General features: G+C 68.6%; 16 protein-coding genes. 9 read left to right on the forward strand and 7 right to left on the reverse strand.

All coding sequences use genetic code 11. The features are described from left to right. Window positions 1–407: 407 nt before the first annotated feature. Window positions 408–716, reverse strand: coding sequence for a hypothetical protein (locus tag EBE87_RS02965; RefSeq protein WP_120638724.1), 309 nt, complete (start codon window positions 714–716; stop codon window positions 408–410). A gap of 314 nt (window positions 717–1,030) precedes the next feature. Here EBE87_RS02965 and EBE87_RS02970 point away from each other — a divergent pair, with 314 nt between their 5' ends. After that, window positions 1,031–2,587 carry a winged helix-turn-helix domain-containing protein gene (locus tag EBE87_RS02970; RefSeq protein WP_158600899.1) on the forward strand — a complete coding sequence of 519 codons (1,557 nt, stop codon included), beginning with the start codon at window positions 1,031–1,033 and terminating at the stop codon, window positions 2,585–2,587. A gap of 632 nt (window positions 2,588–3,219) precedes the next feature. On the opposite strand, the gene EBE87_RS02975 is transcribed toward EBE87_RS02970, so the two are convergent. After that, window positions 3,220–3,546, reverse strand: coding sequence for a hypothetical protein (locus EBE87_RS02975; RefSeq protein WP_120638726.1), 327 nt, complete (start codon window positions 3,544–3,546; stop codon window positions 3,220–3,222). 263 nt (window positions 3,547–3,809) lie between these two features. Between EBE87_RS02975 and EBE87_RS02980 the strand changes: the two genes are divergently transcribed. The 7 genes from EBE87_RS02980 to glpD are packed head-to-tail and all read left to right on the forward strand — an operon-like array spanning window position 3,810 to window position 10,489. Then, complete coding sequence (locus EBE87_RS02980) at window positions 3,810–4,598, forward strand: DeoR/GlpR family DNA-binding transcription regulator (RefSeq protein WP_120638727.1); 789 nt, start codon at window positions 3,810–3,812, stop codon at window positions 4,596–4,598. A 42-nt stretch (window positions 4,599–4,640) separates the two neighbouring features. Then, entirely contained in the window at window positions 4,641–5,486 is an 846-nt protein-coding gene (locus EBE87_RS02985; protein WP_120638728.1) for an HAD family hydrolase, read from the forward strand. Then, a complete protein-coding gene (phnD, locus tag EBE87_RS02990; RefSeq protein ID WP_120638729.1) occupies window positions 5,483–6,574 on the forward strand; it encodes a phosphate/phosphite/phosphonate ABC transporter substrate-binding protein in 1,092 nt (363 codons plus the stop codon). The genes EBE87_RS02985 and phnD overlap by 4 nt, the downstream gene beginning before the upstream one ends. Before the next feature lie 27 nt (window positions 6,575–6,601). Further along, window positions 6,602–7,390 carry a phosphonate ABC transporter ATP-binding protein gene (gene phnC, locus EBE87_RS02995; protein WP_456316279.1) on the forward strand — a complete coding sequence of 263 codons (789 nt, stop codon included), beginning with the start codon at window positions 6,602–6,604 and terminating at the stop codon, window positions 7,388–7,390. After that, a complete protein-coding gene (gene phnE / locus EBE87_RS03000; RefSeq protein ID WP_120638731.1) occupies window positions 7,387–8,178 on the forward strand; it encodes a phosphonate ABC transporter, permease protein PhnE in 792 nt (263 codons plus the stop codon). Before phnC ends, phnE (EBE87_RS03000) begins: the two co-directional genes overlap by 4 nt. Continuing rightward, window positions 8,175–8,996: a phosphonate ABC transporter, permease protein PhnE gene (phnE, locus tag EBE87_RS03005; protein WP_120638732.1), complete on the forward strand. Its 822-nt coding sequence runs from the start codon at window positions 8,175–8,177 to the stop codon at window positions 8,994–8,996. Before phnE (EBE87_RS03000) ends, phnE (EBE87_RS03005) begins: the two co-directional genes overlap by 4 nt. Beyond that, window positions 8,996–10,489, forward strand: coding sequence for a glycerol-3-phosphate dehydrogenase (gene glpD / locus EBE87_RS03010; protein ID WP_120638733.1), 1,494 nt, complete (start codon window positions 8,996–8,998; stop codon window positions 10,487–10,489). The genes phnE (EBE87_RS03005) and glpD overlap by 1 nt, the downstream gene beginning before the upstream one ends. Before the next feature lie 48 nt (window positions 10,490–10,537). On the opposite strand, the gene EBE87_RS03015 is transcribed toward glpD, so the two are convergent. Genes EBE87_RS03015 through EBE87_RS03030 form a run of 4 tightly spaced genes read right to left on the reverse strand, consistent with a single transcriptional unit; the run spans window position 10,538 to window position 15,591 of the window. Next, on the reverse strand, window positions 10,538–12,166 hold the full coding sequence (locus tag EBE87_RS03015) for an ABC transporter ATP-binding protein (RefSeq protein WP_120638734.1): 1,629 nt from the start codon (window positions 12,164–12,166) through the stop codon (window positions 10,538–10,540). Beyond that, entirely contained in the window at window positions 12,163–12,993 is an 831-nt protein-coding gene (locus EBE87_RS03020) for an ABC transporter permease (RefSeq protein ID WP_120638735.1), read from the reverse strand. Before EBE87_RS03020 ends, EBE87_RS03015 begins: the two co-directional genes overlap by 4 nt. Beyond that, complete coding sequence (locus tag EBE87_RS03025) at window positions 12,993–13,970, reverse strand: ABC transporter permease (RefSeq protein ID WP_120638736.1); 978 nt, start codon at window positions 13,968–13,970, stop codon at window positions 12,993–12,995. The genes EBE87_RS03020 and EBE87_RS03025 overlap by 1 nt, the downstream gene beginning before the upstream one ends. 7 nt (window positions 13,971–13,977) lie before the next feature. Beyond that, window positions 13,978–15,591 carry an ABC transporter substrate-binding protein gene (locus EBE87_RS03030; protein WP_120638737.1) on the reverse strand — a complete coding sequence of 538 codons (1,614 nt, stop codon included), beginning with the start codon at window positions 15,589–15,591 and terminating at the stop codon, window positions 13,978–13,980. Between the two features lie 198 nt (window positions 15,592–15,789). On the opposite strand from EBE87_RS03030, the gene EBE87_RS03035 reads away from it, so the two are divergent. Beyond that, on the forward strand, window positions 15,790–16,995 hold the full coding sequence (locus EBE87_RS03035; RefSeq protein WP_120638738.1) for an acyl-CoA dehydrogenase family protein: 1,206 nt from the start codon (window positions 15,790–15,792) through the stop codon (window positions 16,993–16,995). Window positions 16,996–17,047: 52 nt separating this feature from the next. Here the strand turns inward: EBE87_RS03035 and EBE87_RS03040 are convergent, their stop codons facing one another. Beyond that, window positions 17,048–17,797: a hypothetical protein gene (locus EBE87_RS03040; protein WP_120638739.1), complete on the reverse strand. Its 750-nt coding sequence runs from the start codon at window positions 17,795–17,797 to the stop codon at window positions 17,048–17,050. Between the last annotated feature and the right edge of the window lie 119 nt (window positions 17,798–17,916).

Consider the following 17,916-nt stretch of genomic DNA (forward strand, 5'->3'; position numbering starts at 1 on the left):
CTGCGCCCACACCTTCATGTCCGCCATCTGCCTCGCCGCCACCGTCCTCTTCTGGATCAAGGAGTCCTGAGCCTAGGTCCGCTCTCCACCCGGAGCAGCGACGGCCCCGGCCTAGCGGCTATCGCCGCACCCGACCCAAAGCGGACCTTGCCGACGACAATCTGGATAGCGTGGTATGGCCGACAGCGGACAGGCCGCTTCAGGGCCCGTAACGGAGAGGCAGACTCTATGGCCGCCCGAAGCGATGAAGGTAGTTACAGAAACCTTCCTGGGCTTGGAGTGCCTGCGGTAGCACTTGATCTGGCTTCTCGTGAAGATGACGATGCACGCCAGAGCGTCACCCGGTTTCATGAAGCAAGCGCCAGCGAGTGCTGGCGCTCCTTCGTGTGGAAGGTCTGCTAACTCAGTCAGCGCGCGGTCATCATCGTGGATACCGGAGCTTCCGGCAGGTAGACCAGCGGGCTTTCGCCGCCCATGTCCCTGGCGATGCCCGCCCGCCGCTGCGCGAAGGACGGATCCTGGTACAGGATCAGCCCATCCTGGGCCCCGCCGGTCAGCGTGACGGGACCGCCGCCAACGATGTTGCCGACATGACCCGGCCCGTAATGCATGGCGAAGCTCTCGCCGTTGCCGGTGGTGGTCAGCATCTGCGCCTGCGCCATCCCTGCCGAGATGGTCAGGGCCAGGGCGCCGAAAAGGCTCCGGATCTTGGTCATGGTCGTTTCCTCTTGGTTCGGTGTCACAGGGTCACTTTGGTTGTTTCGCGAAGCGGACTTTGGTTGGGCGGCATGTGAGCCGCCGTGCAGGGGCGCCGAGAAGCAGTTTTGCAGGGTGGTTACAGGCTCGGCGTGGCCAAGAGGTACCCGGCTGGGGTTGTCATGTACTGAGATCGGAACGAAATGCGGGCGAAACTTGTCTCCAGTTTCGGCTATAGTCCCGCGAGTGCCTGTGCCATGGCTGGCACCGCAGGCGAGGAGCTTGAGCGATGCGAGGCGAACGGCCTTCCCTGCTCTCGTTCGCGGATTTTCAAATGGACCTGGACCGCGGCTGCCTCCGACAGCAGAGCGGTAGTATCCTGGTGCTGCGCCCGAAGTCCTTCGATGTGCTGCGCTACCTGCTGGAGAACGCCGGGCGCCTGGTTTCCCGCGACGAGCTGATGCAGGCGGTCTGGTCCGACGTGATCGTGACGGAAGACAACATCACCCAGTGCATCATGGAGGTCCGTCGCGCCCTTGGGGAACAGGGTGCGAAGATCCTGCAGACCATGCCGAGGCGCGGCTACCTGCTGGAAGCGGAGGTCACCCGCGGGCCCGCGCCACCTGCGGCGCCGTGGGCAGACCATCCCGGTGTCCCGGCCGCCGCTGCGGCGTTCTTCGAGGGAAGGTCCGCTCCGGCGTTGCCGAACTGGCCATCCCTTGTGGTGCTGCCTTTTGCCAACCTGAGCGGGGAGGCGGAGCAGGACTACTTCGCCGATGGCATGACCGAGGAGCTGACCACGGCGCTGACCCAGATCCGCTGGTTCTTCGTGATCGCCCGCAATTCGGCCTTCACCTACAAGGGGAGAACGGTGGACCTGCGGCAGGTCGGGCGTGAGCTCGGCGTACGCTATGTGCTACAGGGTAGCGTTCGCAAGGCTGGTAGCCGCGTGCGCATCAGTGCCCAACTCGCGGAGGCACGGACGGCGCATAACCTCTGGGTCGAGCGATTCGATGGCGCCCTGGAGAATATCTTCGAACTGCAGGACCGGGTGGCGGAGGCGGTCGCCGGGGCAATCGAGCCGAACCTGAAGGCAGCGGAGATCGGGCACTCGGCCACGAAGCCGACCGACAGCCTTGATGCTTACGACCTCTACCTGCGGGCTTTGCCGCACTTCTACAGCAACGAGCGTGCCGGGAGCGATGCCGCACTTGCCCTGCTTCACCAAGCCATCGCGCTGGACCCGAATTTCGCTCTGGCAAAAGGTCAACTCGGGCTGGCCCATATCCACCGGAAGGTCCAAGGCTGGTCCGGCCCCGATGAGTGGGCGGAAGGAATACGCATGGCGCGCGAGGCGCTTGCCGAGGCTAGGGACGACCCGAGCACCCTACGGCTGTCCGGCAATGCGATTGGCTATCTCGCGCATGATTTCGAGGCTGGGCTGGCCGCGGTCCGACGCGCCCTGGTACTGAATCCGAACTCCGCCCAGGTCCTCAACAGCGCGGCTTGGGCTCACAATCATGCCTGCCTGCCGGAGAGCGCAATCCCGCTCTTCGAGCGGGCTATGCGCCTCAGCCCGCTCGATCCCGAAATGCCCTACATGATGTCCGGCATCGGCATGGCGCACCTGATTGCAGACAATCTGGCAGCGGCTATCCCGTGGGGTGAACGTTCTGTGCAACGGGGACCCACCTGGGGGGCAGGGCATCGTGTGCTGATCGCCAGTCTGATGCTGGCCGGACGGGTGGCAGACGCACAGGCGGCAGTCTCGGCTTTCCAAAGCATCATACCGCAGACCCGCAAGCTCGACACCATTCTGACGACTTGGCGCAGTCGTGAGTTCGCAGAGCGCTATGTTGCGGCCCTGCGTGCGGCGGGTCTTCCTGGCTGAGCTGTCTTCACAGCAGCCGCCTTCCGGATGAAAGGAATTGGTCGAAGGCAGGAACTTGAGCGTCACCTTTACAACGCTTGTACGAAGGTCAGCAGTGCGCTGTATAGTTTTGGCCGTCTGCGAAAATCCGCCGTGTGAGAATCTGCCGATCTGGGCGGAATGGCTGATCAATGGCGGCCAGCTCGGCTTAGCCCACCCACCCTACATCAGAGATGTAGCCCACGTCTGGTCGTCCTCAGCCATTAACGCACATCTTCATAGGACCTACACCTCTCCCAAACTACCGTGAGATCTAGGCGCATGTTCGCTTTGTGGGCAGATGCAGCGCCAACCGGGTAGCCGCTATGGGCGCACAGCGGCAGTTGCTGTGCTGCGCGTCTATGTCTGCTGTCCACCCTATCCAGCGGTTGCCCCAACAGGTCTACCGCCGGAGGCGACCGAGGTTGTGGGAAAGCGTGTTAGCGATCGAAGGTCTGCGGAACCATGTCCGAAGCAGCGTTGTGGGGGGACACCTTGGCTTGAAGTTGGGATGTGGGAGGCAGTGGAAAACCTCACTCTCCGATATACTTTATACAAATCAAAGGTTTATAGATCTAAATAGAGCAATGTTATTGCGGTACCGGAATTATGCTTCAGCCTTCCCGGAAGCGGGCGGGGTCCTCGATGCCGAGTTCGGCGGCCTTGGCATCGAAGGCAGCCTCATAGATCTGCGCCAGCCGGCTCTTCCCCGCCTCGCTGGCTTCTTGTTCATCCACCAGCTCCGACAGCGCGGGCACACCGGCCTCCATGGCAACCGCCATCATGTGGGAGGCCTGCGCCGCCAGGCCGGCGGCATGCATCATCTCCACCGCCAGCCTCGCTTCCGTGACGGCGAGTTGCAGCTCAAGATCCGCCGCCTGCTGCTGCATGGCGTCAGCCCGCTGGGTCTGCTCGGCGATCGCGGCCTGCAGCGCCTTCATCTTTGCTGCCACGTCAAGCACGGCCCGGTCCAGACGGTCCCCAAGACCATCGAGGGCATCGTGCGGAAGCTGGGACGCGGCGGCTTGATCTGCAGACATCGGAACTCGCGGGGCCAGAGAAGGCGTCATCCATAGTTCCGTTGGGCCAGGGATGGAATGCCGCATGGTCCGCACCTTTTGGTGCGGAGCCTGCTGCACGCCCGAGTTGAAGCTGGCGCCGGATCGGCTTTGCGGCGGCGAATCAATGTGGCACTTTGCAACCCATGGCTCCACGCAACATCAAGGCACTGGGCAAGGCGGCACGGCACGCCGCCATCCTAGAGGCCCTTTCCACCGACCCCACCGTCCGCATCAGCACCCTGGCCGAGGATTTCGGCGTCTCCACCGAGACGGTGCGGCGCGACATCGAGGATCTGTCCGCCCGCGGCATGGTGCGGCGGACCTATGGCGGCGCCTCGGTCTCGCACCCCGCCAGCCAGCCCCGGCTGTCGGAACGCGAGCAGGTGCTGGTGGCCGAGCGCGCCCGCATCGGTCAGGCCGGCGCCGCGCTGGTGGAGGAAGGCATGGTGATCATGCTGGATGCCGGCAGCACCACCACCCATTTCGCACGGGCCCTGGCGGCACGCGGCGTGCGCGCCACGCTGCTGACCAACAGCCTTGATGCGGCCTTGATCGCCGGCTCCAGCGAGGCGCTGCGGGTGCTGGTGGCGCCGGGCGAGCTGAGCGCGGTGGAACGCGGCCTCTACGGGCCGGAGACGGCGGCCTTCCTGCGCCGCTTCCATGTTGACATGACTGTGATCGGCGCCTCCGGCCTCACCGAGGAAGGCCCCTGCGAGGCGGAAAGCCGCGCCGCCTGGGTCAAGCGCGCCATGCTGGAGCGGGCGCCGCGCCGGCTCCTGCTGGTGGATTCTTCCAAATTCGGCCGGGTCTTCCTGGAACAGATCTGCCCGCCCGAGCAGATCACCGACCTTGTGACGGAGGCCCATCCGCCCGTTCCGTTGGCCGCCGCGCTGGGCCGGCATGGGCTGCGGCTGATTGTGTCAGATTTGTAAAAACATGTTTGACCTGCCACACAGCTAAGTGGCAAGTGCAACATGTATATGACACAAGATTCGCTACGGCCTCGTCCGCTCGCCACCGCCCCCGCATCCCAGCTCGCCGCGCTGCGCTGGGTGCTGACCGATATCGACGACACCCTGACGCTGGATGGCCGCCTGCCCGCCGCCGCCTATGCCGCGCTGGAAGCGCTGCACGATGCCGGCATCGCGGTGGTGCCCGTCACCGGCCGCCCGGCCGGCTGGTGCGACGCCATCGCGCGCCACTGGCCGGTGGCCGCCGTGGTGGGCGAGAACGGGGCGCTCTGGTACGCGCTGGACCATGGCGCCCGCCGCATGCTGCGCTGGCAGGCGCAGCCGGAGGCCGAGCGGCTGGCCAACCAGGCCCGGCTGCATGCCCTGGCCGCCGAGGCGCTGCGCGTTGTTCCCGGCAGTGCCATCGCCGCCGACCAGCCCTTCCGCCTCTTCGACGTGGCGGTGGATTTCTGCGAGGACGCCGGCCCGCTCGGCCTCGACGCGGCGGAACGGATTGCCGAGGTGTTCCGCGCCGGCGGGGCGGAGGCCAAGGTCTCCTCCATCCACGTCAATGCCTGGATCGGCGGCTGGGACAAGCGCGCTGGCATTGAGGCGCTGTTCGCCGCCCGCTTCCAGCCCTTCGCCGATGTGCGGGACACGGTCGCCTTCGCCGGCGACAGCGCCAATGACGCGCCGCTCTTCGCCGCCGTCGCCTGCTCGGTCGGCGTGGCCAATGTCGCGCCCTTCCTGGCCGACATGGCGACGCCGCCCGCCTACATCACCCGCGCCGAGGGCGGCGCGGGCTTCGCCGAATTCGCCCAAGCGCTGCTGAAGGCGCGGGGCGCCACTGCAGAGGAAAACGCCGCATGAAGACCCTGTTTCTCGCTGGCACCGCGCTGGCCCTGAGCCTGGGCGCCATGGCCACCCAGCCCGCCGCCGCCCAGGCGGCGGCCTGCGCCTTCCGTGGCGCGCTGGACGAAGCCTATTGCGACGCCAACCGCGACATGGTGGCCGATGCGCCGACCGACCCGTCCAAGCTGCGCGACCCCTCCACCATCGTCTTCACCTATACCCCGGTGGAAGACCCGGCGCTCTATGCCAGCCAGTTCAAGCCCTTCCTGGATTACCTGTCGCAATGCACCGGCAAGCGCGCCGTGTATTTCCAGGTGACCTCCAACGCGGCGCAGGTCGAGGCGATGCGCTCCGGCCGCCTGCATGTGGCGGGCTTCTCCACCGGCCCGACGGCCTTCGCCGTCAACCTCGCCGGCGCCGTGCCCTTCGCCGTGAAGGGCGATGCGCAGGGCTACGAGAGCTACAAGGTCGTCATGCTCGTGCGGGCCGACAGCCCCTACAAGACGCTGGCGGACCTGCGCGGCAAGCAGGTGGCGCATACCTCGGCCACCTCCAATTCCGGCAACCTGGCGCCGCGCGCCTTCTTCCCCGCCCTGGGCCTGAAGCCTGACGAGGACTACAAGGTTGTCTATTCCGGTGGCCATGACCGCAGCGTGATGGGCGTCAATGCCGGCGACTACGATGCCGCGCCGGTGGCCTCCGACGTCTGGACCCGCATGGTCGCGCGCGGCCAGGTGAAGCGCGAGAACTTCCGCGTCATCTGGGAAAGCGAGCCCTTCCCCACCAGCGGCTTCGCCGTCGCCAGCGACCTGAAGCCGGAACTGTCCCAGAAGATCCGCCAGTGCTTCCTGGACTATCGCTTCCCGGAGCAGATGGCCAAGGACCTGGGCGGCAACGACCGCTTCTGGCCCGCGACCTATGCTGAGCAGTGGGCCCCCGTGCGCGCCGTCGCCGATGCGGTGAACGCCCCCTACAACCGCGCCGCCTTCGACGCCGAAAGCCGCAAGGAGCTGGAAGCCGAGGCCCGCAAGCGGGCGCAGGCGCAGCAGCCCGCCGCCCCCACCCATGTCGCACCCACCGGCGCCACGCCGGCCCCGGCGCGCTAAACGGAAAAAGCCAGGATGTCTGCCACCATGACCGCTGCGCCCCGCGCCGCTGCGCCGGCCTCCGGCACCGTGCTCCAGATCAAGGGGCTGGTGAAGGAATATGCCGCTGGCAAGCCGGTGCTGAAGGGCATCGACGTCGCCGTGCCGGCCGAGGGGATCACCGCCATCATCGGTCCCTCCGGCACCGGCAAGTCGACGCTGATCCGCTGCATCAACCGCCTGGTGGAGCCGACAAGCGGCTCCATCACCCTGCATGGCGCGGAGCTGACCGGCCTGCGCGGGCGGGAACTGCGGCTGGCGCGCCGGCGCATCGGCATGGTGTTCCAGGAATACAACCTGGTGGAGCGCCTGACGGTGATGGAGAACGTGCTGAGCGGAAGGCTCGGCTACGTTCCCCTGTGGCGCGCCTGGCTGCGCAAGTACCCCGAGGAGGACATTCAGCGCGCCTTCATGCTGCTGGATGCCGTCGGCCTGCCGGAGCACGCGACGCGGCGCGCCGATGCGCTCTCCGGCGGCCAGCGCCAGCGCGTGGGCATCGCCCGCGCGCTGATGCAGCGCCCCGAGATCCTGCTGGCCGACGAGCCCACCTCCTCCCTCGACCCCCGCACGGCGGTCGAGGTGCTGGAGCTGCTCACCCGCCTGACGGCGGCGGAGGGCGTGCCGGTCATCATCAACATCCACAACGTGGATCTCGCCAAGCGCTATGCGCGCCGCATCATCGGCATGTCCGGCGGCAGCGTGATCTTCGACGGCCCGCCGGAGGAGCTGGAGCAGCACCACCTGCGCGCCATCTATGGCGGCGAGGACTGGCTGTGAGCGCCACCACCTCCCAGACCCGCCGCCTCGCCTTCGCCCCCAACTGGGCGATGCGCGCGGCGCTGCTGGTGCTGGCGGCCTATACCATCTGGGCCAGCAGCCGCCTGGGCCTGACCTGGGACCGCGTGGCCCATGGCATGGGCGAAGGCGGCCGCCTGCTCGCCCGCATGGTGCCGCCGAATTTCGAGCGCTGGCAGCTGCTGCTGGAAGGCATGCTGGAGAGCCTGCAGATCGCGGTGCTGGCCTCGGCCATCGGCATCCTGATCTCGCTGCCGCTCGGCGTGCTGGCGGCGCGCAACCTCTCCCCGATCTGGGTCGCCGGGCCGGTTCGCGCGGTGATCGCGGTCTGCCGTTCGCTGCACTACGTCATCGTCGCCATCCTCTTCGTGAAGGCCATCGGCTTCGGCGCGCTGGCGGGCACGGCGGCGCTGGTGGTGGCCTCGGTCGGCTTCATCGCCAAGCTTTTCGCCGAAGCCATCGAGGAAATCTCGATGAAGCAGGTGGAAGCCATCCGCGCCACCGGCGCCAATGTGATGAAGGTGCTGGCCTATGCGGTGGTGCCGCAGGTCTCCTCCCGCTTCATCGGCTTCTGCCTCTACCAGCTCGACAGCAACCTGCGGAATTCCACGCTGGTCGGCATCGTCGGCGCCGGCGGCATCGGCGGCACGCTTTTCGCGGCCTTCAAGCGCTTCGACTATGACTTCGTGGCGGCCATCCTGCTCGCCATCATCGCCCTCATCTTCCTGGCCGAGATCATCTCCGGCCGTGTCCGGGCCGCCCTGCGATGAACAGCATCACTCATGACCCCGTGGCGCCGCTGCGGCGCGAATGGCAGCGCCACACGCCGGCCCAGCGCATCTCGCGCTGGCTGGTCTGGCTGGTCTGCGTCGCGGCCGTGGTCTGGGCCATCCGCAGCATCGACATCATCCCGGAATTCCTGGCCGATGCGCCGGAACAGATGGGCGACATGCTGCTGCGGATGTGGCCGCCCGACCTGTCGCACTACTACCCCGAAGTGCACAATGCGCTGATCGAGACGCTGCATATCGCGACGCTGGGCACCGTCTTCTGCTTCGTGCTGGCCGTGCCGCTGGCGCTGCTGGCGGCGCGCAACATCTGCACCATCCGGCCGCTCAACGCGCTGGCGCAGCTCGGGCTGGTGGCCTCGCGCTCGGTCAACTCGCTGGTCTGGGCGCTGCTCTTCGTGGCCATCTTCGGCCCTGGCGCGGCGGCGGGCGTCTTCGCCATCGCCTTCCGCTCCGTGGGCTTCGTCGGCAAGCTGCTGGCCGAGGCGCTGGAGGAAACCAACCCCGGCCCGCGGGAGGCGCTGCGCGCCGCCGGCGCCCCCTGGGGCGCGGAGATGCTGAAGGGCGTCTGGCCGCAGGTGCAGCCGGCCTTCTGGGGCATCGCCCTGTTCCGCTGGGACATCAACGTGCGTGAAAGCGCCGTGCTGGGGCTGGTCGGCGCCGGCGGCATCGGCCTCGTGCTCGACGACGCCATCAACTTCTTCCAGTGGGAGCGCGTTTCCACCGTGCTGCTGGCCATCCTGGCGGTGGTGCTGTTGGCGGAGATCGTGGTGACCCGCATCCGGGCGAGGCTGATCTGATGCGCGACAGCGTGGATCTGCTGGTCATCGGTGGCGGCGCCAACGGCGCCGGCATCGCGCGCGACGCGGCGGGGCGCGGCCTCTCCGTGCTGCTGGTGGAGCGGGGCGACCTCGGCGGCGCCACCTCCTCCGCCTCCTCCAAGCTGGTGCATGGCGGGCTGCGCTACCTGGAGCATTACGAGTTCCGGCTGGTGCGGGAAGCCCTGGCGGAGCGCGAGGTGCTGCTGCGCCTGGCGCCGCATATCGTCTGGCCCATGCGCTTCGTGCTGCCGCATGTGCCGGACATGCGGCCGCGCTGGATGCTGCGCGCCGGCCTCTTCCTCTACGACCATCTGGCCAAGCGCGTGACCCTGCCGGGCAGCGAGTCGCTGGACTTCCGCCGCCACCCCTGGGGCGCGCCGCTGAACGGCGCCGCCACCCATGGCTTCGCCTATTCCGATGCCTGGGTGGAGGATGCGCGGCTGGTGGTGCTGAACGCGCGGGATGCCGCCGCGCGCGGTGCCGAGATCCGCGTCCGCACCGCCTTCACCAGTGCCAAGCGCGCCGCCGATGGCTGGACCGTGACGCTGACGGGTGAGGACGGCCGGGTGGAGACGGTGCGCGCCCGCGCCATCGCCAATGCCGCCGGCCCCTGGGTGATGCAGGCGCTGGAAGACACCGGCGTGCAGGCGCCGGACCGCATCCGGCTGGTGCGCGGCAGCCATATCGTGGTGCCGGCGCTCTACGAGGGCAGCCAGGCCTATATCCTGCAGAACGACGACCGCCGTGTGGTCTTCGTGATTCCCTATGAGGGCCGCTTCACGCTGATCGGCACCACCGACGTGCCGCACGACCCCGCCAGCGGCCCGCCGCGCTGCACGCCGGAGGAAGCGGCCTATCTCTGCCGCGCCGTCTCCCGCCAGTTCCGCAAGCCGGTGACGCCGGAGGACATTGTCTGGACCTATTCCGGCGTCCGCCCGCTGCATGACGACGGCGCCGAGAACCCCTCGGCCGTGACGCGCGACTATGTGCTGAAGATGGACCGCTCGGCGGCGCCGCTGCTCTCGGTCTTCGGCGGCAAGATCACCACCTTCCGCCGGCTGGCGGAGGATGCGGCGACGCAGCTCTGCGAGGCGCTGGGCCAGCCGCGCCCGGCCTGGACCGCCGGCGCCGCGCTGCCCGGCGGCGACCTGGGTGGCCGGACGGTGGAAGCCTTCCTGGCCGATGCCACGAGCCGCTATCCCTTCCTGGAGCCGGCGCGGCTGCGCCGCCTGTTCCATTGCTATGGCGGGGAGCTGGATGCCGTGCTGGGCCATGCCCGGAGCGCCGCCGACCTCGGCGCGGAACTAGGCGGCGGCATCACCGAGCGCGAGCTGGAATGGATGGTGCGGCAGGAATGGGTGCGCACGCCGGACGACGCGCTGTGGCGCCGCACCAAGCGCGGTCTGCACATGACGCAGGCCGAGCGGGACCACTTCGCCCAGGCCTTCCAACAGGTGCGGCAGGCCGCCTGAACCGGAACGCGCCGCCGGAACACGGGTTCCGGCGGCGCCCCCTCGACCTCAGGCCACTGCTTCCGCCCCATAGGCCACCGGCGGCGTCCACCCCTGCCCCGGCACCGCCGCGAAGAGCGCGCGGGTATATTCGTGCCGCGGGTCAGCAAAAATCTCGGCGGTGGCGCCATGTTCCACCACCTCGCCCTGCCGCATCACCGCGATCCGGTCGCAAAGCTGCGCCGCCACGCGCAGGTCATGGGTGATGAAGATCATCGACAGGCCCAGCCGCGCCCGCAGTTCCGCCAGCAGCTTCAGCACCTGCGCCTGCACCGAGACATCCAGCGCTGAGACCGGCTCATCCGCCACCAGCACTTCCGGCCGCATCGCCAGCGCCCGCGCCAACCCTATGCGCTGCCGCTGCCCGCCGGAGAATTCATGCGGGAAGCGGTCCAGCGCCGCCGGGTCCAGCCCCACCAGCTCGAACAACTCCCGCGCCCGCGCGAAGGCTTCGGCGCGCGGCGTGCCATGCACCATCGGCCCCTGCGCCACCAGCTCCCCCACCTTGCGGCGCGGGTTGAGGCTGGCATAGGGGTCCTGGAAGACCATCTGGATGCGCCGCGCATCCCGCCGCAATTCGGCGCGGGAGAGCGCCAGGCGGTCCTGGCCATCGATGTGGATGCTGCCTTCCTCCGGGTCCAGCAGCCGCACGATGCAACGCGCCAGCGTGGACTTGCCGGAGCCGCTTTCCCCCACGATGCCCAGCGTGCCGCCGCGCGGCAGGTCCAGCGTCACGTCCCGCACCGCGTGGGTCACGCGCCGGTTGCGGCCGAAGAAGCCGGCTTTGCGGTAGGTCTTGGAGAGATGCTCCACCCGCAGCACCGGCTCATCGGCCAGCGGCTGGGCGGCGGGCGGCGTCAGGGGTGGCACGGCGGCCACCAGGGCACGGGTATAGGGGTGGCGCGGGTGGTTCAGCACCTCGGCGGCACTGCCCTGCTCCACCACCTCGCCATAACGCATCACCGCCACGCGGTCGGCGATATCGGCCACCACGCCGAAGTCATGCGTGATGAACAGCACCGCCGTGCCGGTGCGCCGCTGCAAATCGCGGATCAGTTCCAGGATCTGCGCCTGGGTGGTCACGTCCAGCGCCGTGGTCGGCTCGTCGCAGATCAGCAGCACCGGGTCCAGCGCCAGGGCCATGGCGATCATCGCCCGCTGCCGCTGGCCGCCGGAAAGCTCGTGCGGATAGGCCTTGGCGGCAGAGGCGGGTTCCGGAATCCGCACCTGTTCCAGCAGCGCCAGCACGCGCGCATCCCGCTCGGCCGAGGAGAGCGAGGTGTGGATGCGGAACATCTCGGCGATCTGGCTGCCGATGGTGCGCAGCGGGTTCAGCGCCGTCATCGGCTCCTGGAACACCATGCCGATGCGGGCGCCGCGCAGCTTGCGCATCTCGGGCTCCGACATGGTCAGCAGGTCGCGGCCCTCGAAGAGGATGCGCCCCGCCTCGGCCTGCACACCCTCCGGGAGCAGGCCCATCACGGCGCTGGCGGTCATGGATTTGCCGGAGCCGCTTTCACCCACGACACAGAGGATCTCGTTCGGGTCCAGATGCAGGGACACGTCGCATAGCGCGTGCGGCCGGTCGCCGCCCTTGGGCAGCGCGACGGTCAGCCCCTCGATGGAGAGCAGGCTCATCGGGATTTCAGCCTCGGGTTCAATGCGTCGTTCAGCCCCTGCCCGACCAGCGAGACCGCCAGCACCGTCAGCAGGATGGCGACGCCCGGGATGGCGGAGACATACCATTGCACGCGCAGCACGCCCTTGCCCGCGCCGATCAGGTTGCCCCAGGAGGGCACATTGGGGTCGGAGAGGTTCAGGAAGGCCAGCGCGCTTTCCAGCAGGATCGCCACCGCCATGATGACGCTGGCATAGACGATGATGGGCGGCAGGGCATTGGGCAGGATCTCGCGGAAGATGATGCGGAGATCCCCCATGCCCAGCACGCGGCAGGCCTGCACGAATTCGCGGGAGCGCAGCGACAGGAATTCCGCCCGCGTCAGCCGCGCGGAAGGCGGCCAGGAAACGATGCCGATGGCCACCGTGACGGTGGTGATGTCGGAACCGAAGACCGCCACCAGCACCAGCAGGAGAATGAAGTTCGGCAGGGTCTGGAAGGCTTCGGTGACGCGCATCAGCGCATCATCCACCCAGCCGCCATAGAAGCCGGCGATGGCCCCCACCACGATGCCGATGGCGATGGAAATGGCGGTGGCTACCAGCCCGATCAGCAGCGAGACGCGGGCGCCATGGAAGATCTGCGCCGCGATGTCGCGCCCGGTATTGTCGGTGCCCAGCCAGAAGCGCGGCGAGGCGCCCGGCCATTGCAGCGGCCGCCCTGCGAGCGAGAGCGGGTCGCGCGGGAAGACCCAGGGTGCGCTGATGGCCATGGCGATGACCAGTAGCAGCAGCACCAGCCCGACCACGGCCGCCGGGCTGCGCAGGTAGCGACGAAGAAAGCCCATCAGCGCCCCGACACGATGCGCGGGTCGAGCTTGGCGTAAAGCAGATCGACCACGAAATTCACGAAGATCACCAGAAGCGCGGAAACGAAGACGATGCCCAGCAGCGTGTTCAAATCCCGCTGCACCACCGATTCATAGGCCAGCCGCCCCAGCCCCGGCAGGTTGAAGACGCTTTCCACCACCACCGAGCCACCCAGCATGGTGCCGGCCTGCAGGCCGATCAGCGTCAGCCCCGGTAGCAGCGCGTTGCGCAGCACATGGCGCATCAGCACACCGGTCTGGCTCAGGCCCTTGGCGCGGGCGGTGCGCACGAAATCCAGGCTCAGCACCTCCAGCATCGAGGCGCGCATGATGCGCAGGTAGGTGGCGAGGAAGATCAGCGCCAGCGTCGTCACCGGCAGCACCAGATGCCAGGCGATATCCGCCACCCGCGCCAGGCCGGTATTGCCGGAGCCGATCTCCTCGAAGCCGCCGGAGGGCAGCCAGGAAAGTTTGATGGCGAAGACCACCACGCCCATCATGCCGAACCAGAAGGAGGGCGTGGCGTAGAAGATCAGCCCCAGTGTCGAGATCAGCGCATCCGGCCACTGGTTCGCCCGCCGCGCCGCCACCACGCCCAGCGCCATGCCGGCCGCGAAGGCGAAGCTGAGGGAAGTGCCCATCAGCAGCAGGGTCACCGGCAGCCGCTCCAGGATCACGTCCGAAACCGGCTTGCCGTAGATGGCGGAGAAGCCGAGGTCCAGTTGCACCAGCCGCAGCAGGTAGCGGGTGAGCTGCACCAGCACCGGCGCGTCCAGCCCATAGAAGGAGCGGAGCTGCTCCATCATGGCCGGGTCGCCGCCGCCCATCTGCGCCATCAGCGCATCCACGGTATCGCCCGGCGCCAGCTGCAACAGCAGGAACAGCCCGACCAGGATCAGCAGCAGCGTCGGCAGGCTGGCCGCCAGCCGGCGCAGGGCAAGGCCCAGGATGCGCATCGTCCGATCAGCCCGGCAGCAGCCAGGTGTCGTGCCAGTCGCCGGAATCCCAGCGCGGCGAGGTATGGTGGTTCTGCACGCGCTTGCTGGTGGCGGCGTAGAAGGGCCGCTCCGTCAGCATGGCCACCGGGATCTCCTCGTTCACCGCCTTCACCCAATCGGCGTAGAGAGCCTTCCGCTTCGCCGGGTCCAGCTCGGTGGCGGCCTGGTCGATCAGCGCATCCACCTTCTCGGACTGCCAGCCATACTGGTTGGTCCAGGGCGCGCCCTTCGGGCTGCCGGAACGGTACCACACGGTGGTCGAGACCGCCGGGTCGCCGCGATACTGGTGCCAGCCGGTGGCGAGGTCGAAGTTCCAGTCGCGATAGACGGCCGTCAGCGCCCCGGCGATGTCGAGCTGCACGATATCGACCCGGATGCCCACCTGCTGCAGCGACTGCTGAATAAAGGTGGCCAGCAGCGGCACGTCCTCGCCATTCTGGATCGGCACGATCTTCAGCGTGAAGCGGATGCCGCCGGCGCCGCGCTTGTAGCCGGCCTCGTCCAGCAGCGCCTCGGCCTTCTTCTTGTCGAAGGGATAGGGCACGGCGGAGTCCGCCGGGTAGAATTCCTTGGACAGGGAGGGGATCGGCCCCGTCGCCGGCTTACCCAGGCCGTAGAGGAAATTCTCCAGGAAGAAGGGCACGTCGATGGCATGCACGATGGCGCGGCGCACGCGCACATCGGACAGCTCCTTGCGCCGCGTGTTGAATTCCAGCGTGTTGTTGAAGACGTTGGCTTCCACGCCGCGGGTCGAGACCTCGAAGCGCTCGTCTTCCTTCAGCCGGTCGATATCCGCCAGCGGCAGGCTGTTATAGGCGGAAAGCTGCACCGCCCCCGTCTCCAGCGCCGCCGTGGCGGCGGAGCGGTCGGTGATGAAGCGCCAGACGATGCGGTCGAGATAAGGGAAGCCCTGGCGCCAGTAGTCCGGGTTGCGCTCCGCGATCACATACTGGCCGCGCTGGTATTCCACGAACTTGTAGGGGCCGGTGCCGATGGGCGCGGTATTGGCCGGGTTCTCCAGCACATTGCTGCCGGCGAAGACATGCTTCGGCACGACATAGCCGAGGTCGCAGAGCGCGCGCAGCAGCAGGTCCAGCGGCATGGGGCGGGAATAACGGAAGACGGCCGTATGCTCGTCCGGCGTCTCCACGGCATCGAGGTAGAGCTGCAGCGTGGTGCCGTAGTTCAGGTGCACCTTCCACTGTTCCATGGCGGAATAAGCCACGTCAGCCGAGGTGAAGGGCTTGCCGTCATGCCACTTCACGCCTTCCCGCAGCTTGAAGGTGATGGTCTTGCCATCTGGCGCGGCCTCCCAGGAGGTCGCCAGCACGCCTTCCGGCTTGCCGGAGGCGCCGAGGTCCACCAGCGGCTCGATGATCTTGCTGGTGATGATGTAGACGCCGGTGGAAGCCCGCAGCGCCGGGTTCAGGATGCGCTGCTCCGAGCCCAGGTGCACGGTGAACACGCCGCCCTTGCGCGGCGTGGCGGCACCCTGGGCAAGGGCGGGCAGCGCGGGCATGGCGCCCGCCAGCAGGAGCCCGGCGCCAGACAGCAGAGCCTCGCGGCGTGTAATCCTCATTGGCCTGATCCCTATCTCGGTTGCGGACGACAAACCGGCAAAGTGGAATTTTGTCAATGACGGTTATGAAGCGTGAAATATGGCGCTTACCCTTGCGGGGATGGTGGCGCGTTTCTGTCAGGTCGTCCATCATTGCGGCAGAGTGTCTCTCCCGCCGCTCCAGACCTCCTCCTCCCCGCTGTTGCGAAGGCATCGCCGATGCTGCGAACCGAAGGCCCCTGCTCCGCCCTGGCACTGGCCGACAGCCTGGCCCAGCGCTTCGCCGCCCGCGCGCGGCAGCAGGGCGACCATGGCTTCCCGCACGAGAACCACCGCGACCTGCATGAGCAAGGCTACCTGCGCCTGCTGCTGCCGCGCGACCACGGCGGCACCGAGGCCGGGCTGGTGGAGATGGTGCAGGCGCAGGAGCGGCTGGCGCGCGGCGATGCCGCCACGGCGCTGATCACCGCCATGGCCGCCGTGGTGATGGGCCGGCTGCGGGAGGAGCGCCCGTGGCCGGAAGCGGTCTTCGCCGAGGTCTGCAAGGCCATGCTGCGCCAGGGCGGCGGCATCAACAGCTGCGTCACGGAACCGGAGCTGGGCAGCATCTCGCGCGGTGGCGTGCCGCGCTCCCGCGCCACGCCGGCACCGGGCGGCTGGGTGGTGGAGGGGCACAAGATCTTCGTCACCGGCGCGCCGGCATTGGGCTGGTTCCTCACCGCAGTGGTGCTGCCGCCCAGCAGCGCCGCGCCGGATGGCGAGGTGGCGACGGCCATCGTCGGCGCCGGCTCCCCCGGCCTGCGGATCGTCGAGACCTGGAACGACGCGCTGAGCCTGCGCGGCTGCGGCAATGCCGATGTCTTCTACGACAAGGTCTTCGTGCCGGAGCATCTGATGGTGGAGCGCCGGCCGATCGGCACCCCCTCCGGCTCCGCCAGCGGCAAGGCCAGCGCACCGGGGCTGGGGCCATGGTCGCTGACGGTGGCGGCGGTCTATCTCGGTGTCGGGCAGGCGGCGCTGGAGGCGGCCTGCGACTATGCCAACAACCGCGTGCCCACCGCGCTGGGCCGTCCCATCGCGGAGCAGGTGCATATCCAGCAGCGCATCGGTGAGATGCAGGCGGCATTGCTGGCCGCCCGCGCCCTGCTGCTGGAGACCGCCCATGCCTGGGTGGAGCAGCCGGAGCTTCGCCCCAGCCTGCCCGCCCGCATCGCCGCGGCGAAATACCTCTGCACCAATGCCGCCTGCGCCGCGACCGAGAGCGGGCTGCGCGTGGCCGGCGGCTTCAGCCTGACCAGTGCCCTGTCGCTGGAACGGCATTTCCGCGACGCCCGTGCCGGGCTGTTCCAGCCGCCGCAGGACGACCTGGCGCTGGGCGTGATCGGCCGCGACGCCCTGACGCAGTTCCGCCGCAGGCCGGCCTGACGCAGGGCATGAAAAAGGGCGGCCGGAGCCGCCCTTTCCCGGTTTCACCCGCTTAGCGGGGCGCGACCGTGGTGCCGCCGGAGGCCTCCGGGGTGCTGCCGCCCTGGTTCTGCGGCGAGGTACTGGGCGGCGTGGAGGGCCGGTTGCCCGGCGGCGTGCCGGTCTGGCCCTCGGTCGCCCGGCCCATGGCGGAGCCCGTGGGGGCGGAAGGCGTCATGTTCGGGCGGGTGGTGTCGCCCGGCGCGCTGGCGGTGCCCGGCGGGCGGTTGGTGCCGGAGCTGCCGTTGCGGGCGCCGGTATCGGTGCCGCCATTCTGCGCCGCCCGGTCCGCCGCGCGGCCGGCCGCGGTGCCCGGCGGGTTGTTGGCCGTGCCATCCGAGTTCTGCGGATAGGCGCCCGAGGTATTGGTACCCGCCGCGCGGTCCAGCGAGCGGGTCGCCGCCGTGCCGGGCGGGTTGCTGCCCGGCTGCGCGTTGGAATTGCTGTCCGAGGTGGCGCGGTCCGCGGCCCGGCCGACGGCGGTGCCCGGCGGGTTGTTGGGCGTGCCGTCCGAATTCTGCGGATAGGCGCCGGAGGTATTGGTGCCCAGCGTGCGGTCCAGCAGGCGGGTGGCGGCGGTGCCGGGCGGGTTATTGGCATCGGCACCCGCCGCCGCGCCGGCGTTGCCGGTGCCGTTGTTCATGCTGGGCGCGGGATTGGCCGGCGTGGTCGAGCCGCTTGGGCTATTGGCGGGCTGCGCCTGGGCGATGCCGCCCAGGCCGATCAGCGCCGCCGAGGCCAGGGCGATCATGGAATTCCGCATGCGTGGTGCTCCCGTATCCTTATCAGGCCGCCGGAGCGGCTCTGGCAGGAAACGCCGCGTGCCATAGGCGGTTGCCGCGCCGCGCCGTTTGCGGCACCATGCCCAATTCCCGTGGCAGG

It is taken from the genome of Teichococcus wenyumeiae (assembly GCF_003696345.1).
GTDB lineage: Bacteria > Pseudomonadota > Alphaproteobacteria > Acetobacterales > Acetobacteraceae > Pseudoroseomonas > Pseudoroseomonas wenyumeiae.